This window comes from [Clostridium] colinum (genome assembly GCF_940677205.1).
Lineage (GTDB): Bacteria > Bacillota > Clostridia > Lachnospirales > CAG-274 > Tyzzerella > Tyzzerella colina.
In genome coordinates this window covers 1056898-1072612 of the sequence record NZ_OW712331.1, presented here as the reverse complement: position 1 = coordinate 1072612, position 15715 = coordinate 1056898, and the positions used below count along the sequence as shown (strand labels likewise).

Here is a 15715-nt window from a genome sequence, read left to right as displayed (position 1 = left end):
AGCAAATGAGTGATAACAAATTTACAAATTTAGATAAACTCGAATATCCATTAGAAGACGATTCTATAGATATTAAAGTATTAAATAATAATACAAGGCTTTTAGATGAAAAAAAAGCAAATATATCAAGCCTTGAAAATGTTGCTCGCGAAAGTAGCCCTATGGATATTGAAAATAATATAAAGTCTGTATCTAGTAAAGTTGATGCAATATCAGATAGAGTAAACAGGCTACCAGGTGCAATTAATAACAACACAACAAACTTACAGAAGCTTAACACTAGTACACAAGACTTACAAAATAAAGTAACAGAAATATCAACACAAGTTGGTAATTTAGGAAAAAAGTTAAATAATTTAAGTAGCGTTAAAAAAGTTCAAGTATTTAACGGTAGTTTTTCTAATAGAAGAGATATGGACTCTAAATCAATAACCATTAATTCTGTTGATGTTAATAAAACATTAGTATTAACCAACTGTTTGTCAAATGATACAACAAATAATGATAATACAGAAATAATTGCATATTTGTATAATGCAAGTACATTAAGATTTAATTGTCTTTATGGTTGGGGTAATGACTTTACACCTACTAAATATTTCGTTCAAGTCATCGAATTTAATTAAATAAGGAGGATTGAATATGTATTACGCATATTTAGATGAAGATAATTTTTGTTACACAATAGGTAGTTTATCGGAAGAATTAGAAGAAAATTCAAGAATAATAAAGATTAACAATTATGACCCTAATTTAATCAATAGAAAATATGATATTCATCAAAAAAAATGGCTAGATATTTTTAAAGAATTAAACACTAAAACTCAAATATCTTCACAAGCACAAACAAACGCACAAATTTTAAATGAGTTAAATTATTTAACTTGTTTACAAGAAATAAACTCAATGAAAGGCGGTAACTAATAATGAGTACATATGAAAGTTCAAAAATAATAATTCAATCTGGTAAATATGAAAAAGAAGATATGCTAAAAAGACTTGATTTGTTTTTAAATTTTAAAAGAATAACTTTAGAACAATATACAGAACTTGTAAATTTGATGAATTAAAAGGAGAAATTTATATGAGTAAAATTAATTGGAAAAAACGCTTTAAAAATCCTATATTTTGGGTAAATACATTATTAGCTATTGCTACACCTATACTTGCATATTTTGGTATGAATGGACAAGATTTAACAACTTGGGAAAGCCTATTTAATTTAGTATTAAATGCTTTAAAAAATCCTTATGTTTTAGGACTTGTCTTAGTATATTTATGGAATAATATTATTAATCCAGTAACTAAAGGGATAACAGATTAATAATTGACATATAACAACAAAAAATATATAATTGAAAAGAGCTAATCTTAATAAGGGTTGTTAGCCTACTAACTCTAACAAGAGTTAGGGGGTGGTATTATGAGTACATATGAAACAATATCATTAATGATAAGTTTTGCTACTCTAATCATTTTGATAATAAATACAAAAAAATAACAGCCCTGTGTTCGCCAAAACTGTGGCTGTTAATTGAATAAAAACAATTAATAGTAGGCTAACAATTAAGATTAGCTTTTCTTATATTCATTATAGCATATAGTTGGTTTAAAGGCAAGTAATACTTGCTTTTTTTTATGCAAAAAATAAGGAGATATTTATGAGTAGAGATATAACATTACTACACCCCGAAGTGCAAGCTATAATACCTAAATTTTTAGAAGAATGTAAAAAAAATGGGTTGATAGTTGGAATTAGTCAAACTTTTAGGACAGAAAAAGAGCAAAATGACTTATATGAACAAGGTAGAACAAAGCCAGGTAATATAGTAACAAATGCTAAATATCCATATAGTAATCATAACTGGGGTATGGCTTTTGATATTTACAGAAATGACGGAAAAGGTATATATAATGATACAGACAATTGGTTTGCAAAGGTAGGAAGTATAGCTGTTAAATTAGGGTTTGAATGGGGTGGAAATTGGAAAGGCTTCCCCGACAAACCACATATAGAATTTACTAAATATGGAAATACAACAACCCTTGCTAAAAAATATGGCACGCCCGAAAATTTCAAAAAAACTTGGAAGGAAGTTGATAAATATATGTTTGTAACTAGAAATTATAGTTATAATGGTAAAACAAAAGCATTTACTGTAATAAATGAAAAAGGCGAAAACTTTATAAAAATAAGAGACTTAGCCGAACTTTTAAATAAAAATATTAAATATGATGCTAATACTAAAATAACAAATTTAGAAGATATTCTAGAAAATATAAATGTAGAAGCTAACAACAAAAAAGTCACTGTTAAAGCTATAACTAGTGGTGGATTTAACTTTGTAAAAGTTAGAGACTTAGCAGAGTTTTTAGGCTTTGAAACAGGATATAATGAAACTAATAACAGTATATTTTTTAAACTAAAACAATCTATTTTAGATAAAATATTTAAAAAGTAGGTGTTAGTATGAATATTTTTGAAACTAAAGTAAATTATATAATATCTACAATAACAGGTATATTATCAGCTATTCTAGGTGATTTTTGGTTTTTATTTGTATTTTTACTAGGCTTAAATATAATAGACTACACAACTGGAGTAATGAAAGCTAGATACCTAAAAAAAGAAAGCTCAAGACAAGCAATGAAAGGCTTTATTAAAAAGTTTTTAATATGGTGCTTAATAGCTATGGGCTTTGGCCTTGGTATTGTATTTAAACAAATAGGTCAAATAATAGGATTAAATTTACATATAATGTTGTCTATTGGTTGGTTTATACTTGCCCATTGTATAATAAATGAATTTAGAAGTATTTTAGAAAATATGGTAGAGCTTGATAAGGGGCATCTTGTTCCTAAATGGTTAATAAAAGGTCTTGAGGTTGCTAATAAAATTATTGATAAAAATGTTAATGAAGTAATTAATAATTTAGAAGAAAAAGAGAGTGAATAGACACTCTCTTTTTATAAATATGCAAAATTTATAATTTATATATAATTTTAGGACACAAATTTTAGTTGCTTACAATGATAATAGTAAAAACTATTATAGTATATCCGAATTAGCAGAAGTTTTGGGTAAAAAAGTTATTTATGATGTTAATACTAAAGTTACTAAAATAGTTTAAAAAATAATTTTATAAGGGAGCTTTTGCTCTCTTTATTTTTTTTGTGTTCTATGTTATTATTAAAATAAATACAAATAATTTATTTTAAGGAGTGGTTATTATTAAAGAATTTGAAGAAATAGTACAAAACTTTGAAACAACACCAATTTTATTTATTGGTTCAGGATTTTCTAGGAGATATTTATCAGCTCCTGATTGGGAAGGTTTGCTAAAAGTATTTTCAAATAGAATAAGAAATGATAGCTTTTCATATAGTTATTATAAAAATAGAGTTATTAATATGAAAAATAAAACAGGATTACTACCTAAATTAGCAGAAGTTTTAGAAATAGACTTTAATGAAAAATGGTTATGTAATGAAAAATTTAGAGGAGAAAACTTACAAAAATATTATAATGAAATAGCAAATAATGGATTAAGTCCATTTAAAGCAGAAATAGGTTATTTTTTTGAAAAACTATTAGATGAAAATTTTATGATTAATGATGAATTGAATTCCTTTATATCTATGTGTGAAAGTAGTGTAACAAGTATAATAACAACAAACTATGATTGTCTTATAGAAAAATTAATAAGTGATTTTAAATCTTATATAGGGCAAGAAGAATTAATTTTCTCAAACATACAAGGAATAGCAGAGATATATAAAATACATGGTTGTGCAACTAAACCAAGTAGTATAGTTATTAATGAAAGAGATTATGTAGATTTTATAGAAAAAAACCAGTACCTTTCATCTAAATTAATTACATTATTTATGGAATATCCTATAATTTTTATTGGATACTCTATAAACGATTATAATATTAAGCTTATCTTAGAAAATATGACAAAATATTTATCTAATGAAAATTTGATAAAATTGAAAAATAGACTTGTTTTTATTGAAAGAGAAGAAAATAGAAATGATATTGAAGTTTCTAAACATACAATGTATTTAAATGATAAAGAAATACATATGACTAAATTAAGTACAGATAATTATAAAAAAATATTTGATATAATATCTAATAAAAAGAAGAAAATACCAGCAAAAGTTCTTAGAATGCTTAAAGAGGAATTATATCAGTTTATAATTTCTAATGAACCAACATCAAAATTAAGAGTTGGAGAAATAAATAACCCTAATTTATCAGATAGTGATTTAATTCTTGCAATAGGAAAAGCCAGTGAGTTTGCATTAAAAGGTCTAACAGGATTAACTACAAATGAATGGTATATAAATTTAATAAATGAAAATTTAGAATTTACATATGATGAGATGCTTAAAAATACAAATAATGTAATGAATTCAAGTAACAAATTGCCTCTGAATAAATATTTATATAAAGCTAAAGAAAATTATTCAGATATATATAATAAATGTATGGAATTTAATAAAACAATTTATTCATCTACAATTGTTAAAAATAGAAATAGATTTCCATTAAAAAGTATAAGCTCAATAATTACAGATGATAATTTGACATTATCAAAAAAAATAGATTGTATTTGCCATTTAACTGAAAGTGAAACAAATGTAGAATTACTAGAAGAATTTATAAAAAATGAATTACAACAAGATTTTTTTAAAAATTATAAATCAAATAAAAATATGACTTCAAGTATGAGAAGATTAATAAGGGTATATGATTATTTAAAATATAGTGATTTAGTTAAAAGAAAATATTCACAAAATCAAACGAGCGAGAAAATATAATAAGTGCAATACATTATTACACAAACAATATTACTCGCTCAAAATTAAATATTATAACGAACCACTATGTGATTCTATTTAATTTATTATATTATATATAAGATATGTAATAAATATACCACTAATATATTAAAAAGTCAATATCAAATTTATAAAATAATTAAGGCTATAGCATAATAGTATTAAAAAATTATAGAGAACAAATTAACAATTAATCTTTTAAGGATTAAAGCCTTTTACATCTATAGTAAATTTGAAAAAGGTAAACTAGGGATAAACTAAGCATAAAACCATATAAATATATGTACAAAAAGCTTAATTATACAAGGGTTATAGGAGATAGAGGGGAGAGGCTCTCCTCATCTCCATACTATATATTTTTAATACTTTAAACCCTTTTAAAACCTTGATTTTTCAAGGTTTTTTATTTTTTTATTTTATAAATACTTGTACTAAATAATTAAAAATCTACTGTAAATATTAATTATTTAAAAACTATACAGTTTGGTAATAAATTGTATATATTAACGTAAAAATTAGTTTAAATACAAGTTATTTTAATTTAATTATAATTAAAAGGAGTACAATTTATGAAACAAGAAAAAAATATAAATAATAAAATTTGGTTTAAAGAGAACAATTTAAAAATTAAATTTAAAATGTTAGATGAAAATGACATTTTATTTTGGGTTACAATTAACAATAAAAATATTGGGTTTATTATGTTAATGAATGATTTTATTGATTGGTGCTATAATGAGTTAGAAATTAATATAGAAACAGATATAAGTTGGAATAATCATATAGGATTTAAAACAAATAAAATAAATTTAAAAATGCTATTACAGGAAGTTAAAAGGTTTATTTTAGAATTTGATATAAAACCATTAGAAAATTTATATAAATTTAGTTTAAATGAATAGTATGATTAAAAATATTATTTAGTAATAAAATAAAAAAATTTTATAAAAGTAATAAATAATATATTCAAAAATTATTATTTATAAAATAAAAAATTAAGGTATAAAATAATTTAAAGTTTAAATTACTTTATCAACACAATATAATAATAAATTTATAACAAAAAATTTGTTAATTTAAAATTATTTTATATTTAATCAAAAAAATAAAGATAAGATTAATTAACCTATATCTTATCTTTATTAAGAAAATTATTTAAGTATTATAGTGTTTTAATAATTTAATAAAACTATAATATTATTTTTGTTTTTTGAAACAATCTTCACAAATTCCATAAAAATACATTTGATTGTAATCTAATTGAAATTTAGTTTCTTTAGCAACTTTATTTTGAATATTAAATATAAAATCATCTTCAGGAAAATAATCTATAACATTATTACAATGTGTACAAATTATATGAGAATGAGGTTTAATTTGTATATCATATCTAAAACTATCTTCACCTATATTAATTTCTTGTATAAGCCCTGAATCTTTTAAAGATTTTAATGTTTTATATACAGTAGCAAGGCTTATTGTTGGATTTTGTTCTTTAATATTATTGTATATTGTTTCTGCACTAGGATGTATATGATTATGGTATAAATAATTATATATAGTCAACCTTTGTGGAGTAACTTTTAAGTTGTTGTTTTTAAGATTTTTGATTAGAATCTCCATAAAGCACCTCCTTAATAATAATTATTCTTATATGATACTATAAATTAAGAAAAAAATCAATAAAAATATTAAATAAAATTAATAAATAATTTTTATTTAAATAAAGTGTATTGTAATAGATAATAATTATCTAATACAATACACTTTTAAATTATAATTCAGTTTGTATATTTAACGCATCTACAAGTGTTAAGTTAGGGTTTCTTTCTATGAAAGTATCTAATGTATATTGATTAGCAAAAAGTAAAATTGGTCTATCAAAATGGTCAAAAACTAACAAGCATCTAGAATTTTGAAAATCTTTTAATTTTTCTATATCATTAGATTTTACCCATCTAGCAACAGTAAAGCTAATAGGCTCCATTCTTATATCTGAATTATATTCATTTTTTATTCTATGCTCAAAAACCTCAAACTGTAATTGTCCAACAGCTCCTAAAATAACTTCGTTAAATTCATTTTTATAAACCTGTATAGCACCTTCTTGAGCTAATTGGTCAACACCTTTTTGAAAATGCTTTGCTTTCATAGTATTTATTGGTCTAACTTTCATAAAAAGCTCTGGAGGAAAGGTTGGTAATGGTTCAAAAAATATTTTTTCATTACTATTCGTAAGTGTATCTCCCACTTGATAATTACCAGAATCATATATACCTATAACATCTCCAGCACAAGCTATATCTATAGTTTCTCGCTCATTTGCCATAAGTTGAGTAGATTGATTTAATTTAATTTGTTTACCAGTTCTTGATAAAGTAACAGACATACCTCGTTCGAATGTACCAGAGCATATTCTTAAAAAAGCTAATCTATCTCTATGAGCTGGATTCATATTAGCTTGAATTTTAAATATAAATCCACTAAAAAATTCATCTGTTGGGCTTACAGTTCCTGTTGTTGTTTTTCTAATAGATGGGGCAGGAGATATTTTTAAAAAGTGTTCTAAAAATACAGTAACACCAAAATCGGATAAAGCAGTTCCAAAAAAAACTGGAGAAAGTTTTCCTTTTAATATTAAATCTAAATCAAACACATTACCAGCACCATCTAATAATTCTATATCCATTCTAAGATTTTCTAAATTTTCTTTTAATAAAATATCATCTAATTTTTTATCAAATACACCTTCTTCAGATAATTCAATAGTTTCTCTAGTTTTAAAAAGATGTATTTTATTTTCCATTCTATCATATATACCTTCAAATATAGACCCACTTCCAATAGGCCAAGTTATAGCAACAGAAGGTAAGCCTAAAGCCTCTTCTAAAGATTCTAGAAGGTCTAGAGGAGGGTTTGCTTCTCTATCAAGTTTATTTATAAATGTAAAAATAGGTATTTCTCTCATACTACATACTTTAAAAAGCTTTTTAGTTTGAGCTTCTACACCTTTTGCAGCATCTATAACCATAACGGCGCTATCTACAGATGTTAATATACGATAAGTATCTTCACCAAAATCATTATGACCAGGTGTATCCATTATAGATATTTTTTTATCTTTATATTCAAATTGCATAACAGAGGAAGTAACAGATATACCTCTTTGTTTTTCTATTTCCATCCAGTCAGATTTTGCAGAGCGTCCACGTCTAGCTTTAACAGCTCCAGCTTCTCTTATAGCCCCCCCATGTAATAATAATTTTTCTGTTAAAGTTGTTTTACCAGCATCTGGATGAGATATTATACCAAAAATTCTTCTTTTATTTATTTCTTCTATGTTATTAATATTAGACATAATTTAAACCTTTCTAAAATTCCTTTTAATTTTCTAAAAAATTATATCATCTAATATGCTATTAATCAATATATTTTATCATACATTTTTATATAATTTGAAAATTAGAGTTAAAAATATATTGACAATAAAAATTTAAAATGTTAAAATATTGAAAAACTTAAATTAAGAATGATTATCAAATTAGTTGGGGTGATGTAACAATGCCAAGGTTACCATATAATACAAAACAAAAACAAATTATTTTAGATTTTTTAAAACTTAATAGTAATAAACATATTACAGTATTTGAAATAGAAGAACATTTAAAAGAAATTAACTTACCTGTTGGTGTATCAACTATATATCGCAATTTAGAAATGTTTGTAAAGCAAGGGATTGTAAAAAAATATGCCATGGAAGGTAATTCTAGTGCATATTTTGAATATATAGATAATACAAAAAATTCGATAGAGCAATTTCACTTTAGATGTAAAGATTGTGGTAAATTGCAACATTTTGAAAGTAAAGAATTACAAACATTAACAGATATTTTTAAAAGTAATACACCAATTAAGATTGATTTAGAAGATACGGTATTTTGTGGAGTGTGTAATAAATGTCATCAAAATATTTAAATAAAAAAAATCAGGTAAATAAAATAAAAATGTATATAATTTGTATTTTTTGTATTTTATTTTTTATCGTTAATAGTATTTATGAAATTAAAAATTATAATCATATATGTGTGGGAGATAAATGTCCTATTTGTACAAATGTTAAAAAAATTGAAATTTTAATAAAACAATTTTTTATAACACCAATAAGTATAAGTATTATAGTATTACTTTTAATGAATTTTCTTATTAAAAATATAACGTATATAAATAATCAAATAGTTTTAACACCTATTAAATTAAAAGTAAGAATGAATAATTAAAATTATATCTTACAAATTTATAGTAAAAATAAATACTTTTTAATTTTTAGGAGGAATTTATGAAGAAAAAATTATCTTTATTCATAGCAGGGCTTATGGTAATTAGTGCATTAACAGGTTGTGATAAGGAAGAAACAAAATCTGTTGATGCAGATAAAAAATTAAATATAGTTACAACTATTTTTCCAGAATATGACTTTGCAAGACAAATTGCTGGAGATAATGCAAATATAACTATGCTAATAAAACCAGGTGCTGAAAGTCATTCTTTTGAACCTACACCACAAGATATAAAAAATATTCAAAATGCTGACCTTTTTATTTATACTGGAGGAGAAAATGATGTATGGGTTGATGACATCTTGTCTTCAATGGGTGAAAACAAACCAGAAACTCTAAAATTAATGGATTGTGTAGATACCATAGAAGAAGAAATAGTAGAAGGTATGGAACACGAACATGACCATAATGATGGAGAATTTGAAGATTCACAAGTAAAAGACCGTGAATTAAGCGACTGGGAAGGTGACTGGCAATCTGTATATCCATATTTACAAGATGGTTCTTTAGATGAAGTATTTCATCATAAAGCAGAAGAAAATCAAGATAAAACAGAAAAAGAATATAAAGAATATTATACTAAAGGATATAAAACAGATGTAGAACGTATTAAAATTGATGATGGAAAAATTACTTTTTATAAAGATGGAAAACCATCAACTTCAGAATATACATATAAAGGATTTGAAATTTTAACATATGAATCTGGTAAAAAAGGTGTTCGTTATCAATTTGAATCAGTTGATAAAAATAGTGGAGCTCCTAAATATATCCAATTTAGCGACCATTTAATTGAACCAACTGAAGATTTAGACCATTTCCATTTATATTTTGGTGATGAAGGATTTGACAAATTATTAGAAGAATTAGAAAATTGGCCTACATATTATCCAAATGGTATGACTGGAAAAGAAATAGCTGAAGAGATGATAGAACATAACCATTCACACGAATTAGATGAACATGTATGGACTTCACCTAAAAATGTAATAAAAATTGCAGAAATATTAGAAGAAGTTATAGCTGAAAAAGACCCTGAAAATGTAGTAGAATATGCTGATAATAAAGTAAAATTTATAAAAGAATTATATACTTTAGATGAAGAATTACAAAATGTTGTAAATTCTGCAAAAAGAAAAACAATAGTTTTTGGAGACCGTTTTCCATTTGCTTATTTAGCTAAAGATTATGGTTTAAATTATTTTGCAGCATTTAGTGGTTGTTCTACAGAAACAGAGGCAAGCCCAGCTACCGTGGCATTTTTAGCGGACAAAGTAAAAGAAGAACAAATACCTATAGTATTTACAATAGAATTTTCTAATGGAAAAATTGCAGATTCTATCTGTGATACAACAAATTCAAAAAAATTAACACTTCATTCTTGTCATAATGTATCTGCCGATGACTTTAAAAATGGAGTAACTTATGTGTCTCTTATGCAAAAAAATATAGAGAGTCTTCGTGAGGCTTTGAACTAATATGGCATTGATTACAACACAAAATTTAAGTTTTGCTTATGATGGTAAAATTGCAGTACAAGATTTAAATTTTTCAGTTGAAAGTGGAGATTATTTTTGTATTGTAGGAGAAAATGGTGCCGGAAAGAGTACTTTAATAAAAGGACTTTTACAATTAAAAAGTCCTTCAAAAGGCAAAATTATTATGGGAGATGATTTAAAGGCAGATGAAATAGGATATCTTCCACAACAAACTCAAATACAAAGAGATTTTCCGGCAGATGTATTTGAAATTGTACTTTCTGGGTGTTTAAATAAGTTAAAATGGAGACCATTTTATGGCAAGGCAGAAAAGAATTTAGCTGAAGAAAAGTTAGAGCAACTTGGGATTACACATTTAAAAAATCGTTGTTACCGTGAATTATCTGGAGGACAACAACAAAGAGTTTTATTAGCTCGAGCTTTATGTGCAACAAAAAAGATACTTCTTTTAGATGAACCTTCTGCAGGACTTGACCCTATTGTTACAGAAGACTTATATGATTTGATTTATAAAATAAATAAAGAACAAAATTTAACAATTATTATGGTATCTCATGATATACAAAATGTATTAAAATATTCAAATAAAGTATTACATTTAGAGACAAAACAATTATTTTTTGGAACAGTAGAAGAATATTTATCATCACCACTTGGTATGAAATACTCTATAGGAGGTGCTTCTAATGATTAATTTAATACAAGAAATGTTATCATATCCTTTTATGGTACGTGCTTTTATTGTAGGGATTCTTGTATCTTTATGTGCCTCATTATTAGGTGTTAGTATGGTGTTAAAAAGATATTCTATGATTGGTGATGGGCTTTCTCATGTTGGGTTTGGAGCATTAGCCATAGCCACAGCACTTAATGTAGCACCGCTTGTTATCTCTTTACCAATAGTGGTAATAGCAGCATTTTTGTTATTACGTCTCAAAGAAAATAGTAAGATAAAAGGAGATGCAGCTATTGCTATTGTTTCGACAGGCTCGTTAGCAATTGGTATAATGGTAGTATCTATGACTACAGGTATGAACACAGATGTATGTAATTATTTATTTGGTTCTATACTAGGTGTAAGACAAAACGAGGTTTTATTAACAATAGTACTTTCTATAACTGTTTTAATAATTTTTATATTATTTTATAATAGAATTTTTGCAGTTACATTTGATGAAACTTTTTCAAGAGCTACTGGAACAAAAGCAGATTTTTATAATATGTTAATAGCTCTTTTAACAGCCTTTACAATTGTATTAGGTATGCGTACTATGGGTGCATTATTAATATCTAGTTTAATAATATTTCCAGCATTAACAGCAATGCGTATATTTAAACAATTTAAAAAAGTAATAATATGTTCGGCTATAATATCTGTATTTTGTTTTATACTAGGATTAACTATTTCATATGTATATGCTACACCTACTGGAGCTAGTGTTGCAATTTTAAATATTTGCTTTTTTATAATATTTTCAATACTTGATTGGGCTCGAGGGAAGAGGTGATAATAGTGAGGTATATTAAAACTTTAATACCCGTGTTTTTTATAACTTTACTATTAAGTGGTTGTATTTTTAACAAAGCTAAAGATGAAAATAAACCTAAAGAAGATATTACAACTATTGAAACTTCATCAATAGAAACAAGTGAAAGCACTTATACAGAAAGCTCTACACAAGAGGCTACTAATACACTGAGTAATGAAACTAAAACACAAGCAGAAACTAAACAAGAAACAACTACTAAAAGTCAAGCTAAAGAAAAAACAAAAGAAGAAACGACAACTAGTAGTTTATCACCTAATATTCCACCTATTGTTATAGACGATAATAAAACAGAAGATAAAACAAATGATAAAAACGAAGATATACTTGTAATAGGTGAAAAACTTTTTTTAACACAAATTAATGAAATTTATTTTAATTTTGATAGTTATAAAGATAAAACTATTGTAGTTGAAGGTATGTACACATTATTTTACAATCAAGAAGGAATTCAAAATATTCCAGTAGTTTATAGAAAAGGTCCTGGTTGTTGTGGAAATGATGGCTGGGGAGGTTTTTTCTTAAAATATGATGGTGAGTTTCCTAAAGACAACGACTGGGTAAAAGTTACAGGAACACCTGAATTAGTTGATAACAATGGCTTTATTGAGTTACATTTAAATGTAAGTAAACTAGAAGTGTTGGAAGAAAGAGGAGCAGAATTTGTTGAACAATAGTTTATTTATATATTAAAATAATATAATATTTTTTATAATAAAGGTAGATAATTATTTAATAAATGTTATTTACCTTTAAATAGTTTTAATGAATATTGTTAAAAATATGTATAAAATTATTTTTGTTGAAAAAAATAAATAATATGATTTTTAATGATAGGAGAATAAAATATGGATTATTTTAAAGCATTCATAGTAGGTGGATTAATATGTATTATAGGTCAAATATTAATTGATAAAACTAAACTTACATCGGCTAGAATATTAGTTTTATTTGTTATATCTGGCTGTATCTTACAAGGATTTGGCTTATATGAGAAATTAGTAAAATTTGCAGGAGCAGGAGCTACAGTTCCATTACCTGGCTTTGGATATGCACTTGCAAAAGGTGTTATGAGAGAGGTAGATGAAATAGGTATTTTAGGAGTTTTGACAGGAGGAATTAAGGCAACAGCTGGAGGTATAACTTGTGCTATAGTTTTTGCCTTTATTATGGCTTTAATATTTAATCCTAAAGAGAAAAAATAAATAATAAGTAAAAAAAAGATAATCTTATGAAGTTTTATTACTTCATAAGATTATCTTTTTTTATAAAAGTTATAAAATTATTATTATTTTAATTTAAAATTTTTAAAAGCTAGATTATAATCATATTAGTAAAAAATATGTAAAATGTATTGACAAAATAATACAAAGTATATGAAAATATATATATAAATATATTTAATAAATGAGAGGTTTTTTAAATGAGTGAAAATAATTATTTAGATGAAACAATACTTGAAATGAAAAGACAAAAATATAAAGAAGAAAATAAAAATATAAAAGAAGGGGTGTATATAAAAAATGAATATGTAGAGTTTGAAAAAGTAAAATTATTTAATAATGCTATGAGCATTTTATTATCTAAAAATTTTATAGATTTACCAGAAAATATGAAAAAAATAAAATACCCATCAGAAGATAGACCTCAAATAATAAAGACAAGTTTGGATACATCAGTAAATTTTGGATTTAGTTTGATGCCATTACCAATAAAAAATGAACAAACAAAAGATGCAATAACACAGTTTAAAATTTTATTAAAAAAGGTTAATCCAGCTTATATATTTTATGATTTAAAAAGTGAAAAAATAGGAGAAAAAACAATTAGTTGGTTTGATTTTAAAAGCTATGGATTAGATTTTCCAATGTATAACATAATGTATATATTACCAATAAGAAATAAAGTGATGCATGGAATATTTAATTGTTTATATGAAGATGTAAATGAGTGGAAAGAATATGCGTTTCAAGTGATAAAGACTATAGAAGAAAACTTTGAATAAAATAAAAAGTAAGTATTAAATATAGGTGAGAATATGAGAGAACAAAATATAAAAATAAAACCGTTTGAATTTACAAATTTATTAAATATAGAAAGTAAGGTAGAAGAAAATAAACATGGTGAATTAAAAGCCTCTATGTATATACAAAAAGAAGATGCAGAAAAATATTTAAAATTAGGATTAAAAGACTTGTGGGTAGAAGTAGTATTGCTAGAAGAAAATAAAAAAGAAGAAACATTATTTTATGGAATTTTATCTGAGCTAAATATATATTATGAAAATACACTATGTAAAATGGATATAGAGCTAAAAACAGGAAGCTATTTAATGGATTTACAAATACACACAAGAACATTTCAAAGTGGTAGTTTATTATATAAAAATTTATTAGAAGTATGTAAAGAAAATTATGACAATAGTAACTTTATAATGACAGTGGGAAATGAAAAAAGTATAAACAAATTTATATTACAATATAAAGAAACAGACTGGAATTTTATAAAAAGGTTAGCAAGTCATTTTGAAAGTGTTTTATTTCCAGAATATAAAGTTAGTGGTAGTAGATATTATTTTGGTATACCTAATTATTCAAAAGAGCTAAACTTTGAAGAAAATACATATTCTATAATGAAAGATTTTAAAGAATATGGAGAAAAAACTGGAAAAGGACTAAAAGGTGTATCTGAAAAAGACTATACATATTATATATTTAAATCAAGAGAGTTATACAGATTAGCAGATATATTTAAAGTAGAAGGAAACAAACTTTATATAAGTAAGATAGAAACTATATTTGACGGAAGTGAACTATATCATATGTATTATATGAAATCTAAAAATGGATTTAAAGTTCCAAAAGAATATAGCATAAGTTTATTAGGTTCATCACTAGAGGCTAATATAACAAATGTAAAAAGTGATGTAGTACAAATAGAAATATTAGAAGACGAAAATAAAGGAAGATGTGGTGCTAGATGGTTTCCATATTCAACAGTATATTCTACACCAGATGGAACAGGTTGGTATTCAATGCCAGAAATAAACGATAGAGTAAGAATATATATGCCAACAGAAGATGAAGCAGAAGCATATGTAATAAGCTCAACTCATTTAGAAGTAAAAGAAGAAAATAAAAATAAAGATATAGGGGATAATAGAAGAGTAAATCCAGATTATAAATCTATTATGAACAAACAAGGAAAAGAAGTATTGTTTACACCAAATACATTACTTATAACAAATAATAAAGGAATGTCAATAGAGATAATAGATGAGGAAGGTATAAAAATAATAAGTGATAAGTCAATAAATATAAAAGCTGAAGAAGATATAACAATAGCAAGTGCAACTAAAGAGATAACTTTAATTTCTCCAGATACTATATCAGCAGTACAAGGAGAAACCGTTGAACAATTAAAAGATAATGCATATACAAATGGTAATCAAATATTTTTAAATTAAATTTATAAAATGGGA

The 15715-nt window shown here is 24.7% G+C and carries 20 protein-coding genes; 18 read left to right on the top strand and 2 right to left on the bottom strand.

Annotated elements, in window-relative coordinates:
* Nucleotides 1-5: 5 nt before the first annotated feature.
* The 9 genes from NBW53_RS05225 (at nt 6) to NBW53_RS05185 (ending at nt 5753) form a co-directional block, all read left to right on the top strand.
* On the top strand, nt 6-626 hold the full coding sequence (locus tag NBW53_RS05225) for a hypothetical protein (protein WP_250277203.1): 621 nt from the start codon (nt 6-8) through the stop codon (nt 624-626).
* Between the two features lie 16 nt (nt 627-642).
* Nucleotides 643-924: a hypothetical protein gene (locus tag NBW53_RS05220; protein ID WP_250277202.1), complete on the top strand. Its 282-nt coding sequence runs from the start codon at nt 643-645 to the stop codon at nt 922-924.
* A gap of 2 nt (nt 925-926) precedes the next feature.
* Complete coding sequence (locus NBW53_RS05215; protein WP_250277201.1) at nt 927-1070, top strand: hypothetical protein; 144 nt, start codon at nt 927-929, stop codon at nt 1068-1070.
* Nucleotides 1071-1084: 14 nt separating this feature from the next.
* Nucleotides 1085-1324: a phage holin gene (locus NBW53_RS05210; RefSeq protein ID WP_250277200.1), complete on the top strand. Its 240-nt coding sequence runs from the start codon at nt 1085-1087 to the stop codon at nt 1322-1324.
* A 99-nt stretch (nt 1325-1423) separates the two neighbouring features.
* Nucleotides 1424-1501 carry a putative holin-like toxin gene (locus NBW53_RS10135; protein WP_334302897.1) on the top strand — a complete coding sequence of 26 codons (78 nt, stop codon included), beginning with the start codon at nt 1424-1426 and terminating at the stop codon, nt 1499-1501.
* A 160-nt stretch (nt 1502-1661) separates the two neighbouring features.
* Nucleotides 1662-2462 (top strand): M15 family metallopeptidase, encoded by an 801-nt coding sequence (locus NBW53_RS05200; protein ID WP_250277199.1) that lies wholly within the window; start codon nt 1662-1664, stop codon nt 2460-2462.
* A gap of 8 nt (nt 2463-2470) precedes the next feature.
* Complete coding sequence (locus NBW53_RS05195; protein ID WP_250277198.1) at nt 2471-2956, top strand: phage holin family protein; 486 nt, start codon at nt 2471-2473, stop codon at nt 2954-2956.
* Nucleotides 2957-3222: 266 nt separating this feature from the next.
* On the top strand, nt 3223-4830 hold the full coding sequence (locus tag NBW53_RS05190; RefSeq protein ID WP_250277197.1) for an SIR2 family protein: 1608 nt from the start codon (nt 3223-3225) through the stop codon (nt 4828-4830).
* 590 nt (nt 4831-5420) lie between these two features.
* On the top strand, nt 5421-5753 hold the full coding sequence (locus NBW53_RS05185) for a hypothetical protein (RefSeq protein ID WP_250277196.1): 333 nt from the start codon (nt 5421-5423) through the stop codon (nt 5751-5753).
* A 295-nt stretch (nt 5754-6048) separates the two neighbouring features.
* Here NBW53_RS05185 and NBW53_RS05180 read toward each other — a convergent pair whose 3' ends face one another.
* On the bottom strand, nt 6049-6474 hold the full coding sequence (locus tag NBW53_RS05180) for a Fur family transcriptional regulator (RefSeq protein WP_250277195.1): 426 nt from the start codon (nt 6472-6474) through the stop codon (nt 6049-6051).
* Between the two features lie 151 nt (nt 6475-6625).
* A complete protein-coding gene (locus NBW53_RS05175; RefSeq protein ID WP_250277194.1) occupies nt 6626-8209 on the bottom strand; it encodes a peptide chain release factor 3 in 1584 nt (527 codons plus the stop codon).
* Between the two features lie 203 nt (nt 8210-8412).
* Here NBW53_RS05175 and NBW53_RS05170 point away from each other — a divergent pair, with 203 nt between their 5' ends.
* The 9 genes from NBW53_RS05170 (at nt 8413) to NBW53_RS05130 (ending at nt 15700) form a co-directional block, all read left to right on the top strand.
* Nucleotides 8413-8826 (top strand): Fur family transcriptional regulator, encoded by a 414-nt coding sequence (locus NBW53_RS05170; protein ID WP_250277193.1) that lies wholly within the window; start codon nt 8413-8415, stop codon nt 8824-8826.
* Complete coding sequence (locus NBW53_RS05165; protein WP_250277192.1) at nt 8808-9128, top strand: hypothetical protein; 321 nt, start codon at nt 8808-8810, stop codon at nt 9126-9128. The genes NBW53_RS05170 and NBW53_RS05165 overlap by 19 nt, the downstream gene beginning before the upstream one ends.
* A gap of 59 nt (nt 9129-9187) precedes the next feature.
* The gene (locus NBW53_RS05160) at nt 9188-10666 is read left to right on the top strand and encodes a metal ABC transporter solute-binding protein, Zn/Mn family (RefSeq protein ID WP_250277191.1); all 1479 of its coding nucleotides are present in this window, start codon (nt 9188-9190) and stop codon (nt 10664-10666) included.
* 1 nt (nt 10667) lies between these two features.
* A complete protein-coding gene (locus NBW53_RS05155; protein ID WP_250277190.1) occupies nt 10668-11381 on the top strand; it encodes a metal ABC transporter ATP-binding protein in 714 nt (237 codons plus the stop codon).
* Nucleotides 11374-12195 carry a metal ABC transporter permease gene (locus tag NBW53_RS05150; protein WP_250277189.1) on the top strand — a complete coding sequence of 274 codons (822 nt, stop codon included), beginning with the start codon at nt 11374-11376 and terminating at the stop codon, nt 12193-12195. Before NBW53_RS05155 ends, NBW53_RS05150 begins: the two co-directional genes overlap by 8 nt.
* 5 nt (nt 12196-12200) lie before the next feature.
* Nucleotides 12201-12911 carry a TIGR03943 family putative permease subunit gene (locus NBW53_RS05145; RefSeq protein WP_250277188.1) on the top strand — a complete coding sequence of 237 codons (711 nt, stop codon included), beginning with the start codon at nt 12201-12203 and terminating at the stop codon, nt 12909-12911.
* Nucleotides 12912-13082: 171 nt separating this feature from the next.
* A complete protein-coding gene (gene spoVAE / locus NBW53_RS05140) occupies nt 13083-13439 on the top strand; it encodes a stage V sporulation protein AE (RefSeq protein ID WP_250277187.1) in 357 nt (118 codons plus the stop codon).
* Between the two features lie 218 nt (nt 13440-13657).
* Nucleotides 13658-14239 carry a hypothetical protein gene (locus NBW53_RS05135; protein ID WP_250277186.1) on the top strand — a complete coding sequence of 194 codons (582 nt, stop codon included), beginning with the start codon at nt 13658-13660 and terminating at the stop codon, nt 14237-14239.
* Between the two features lie 33 nt (nt 14240-14272).
* Nucleotides 14273-15700, top strand: coding sequence for a type VI secretion system Vgr family protein (locus tag NBW53_RS05130; RefSeq protein WP_250277185.1), 1428 nt, complete (start codon nt 14273-14275; stop codon nt 15698-15700).
* Nucleotides 15701-15715 lie beyond the last annotated feature (15 nt).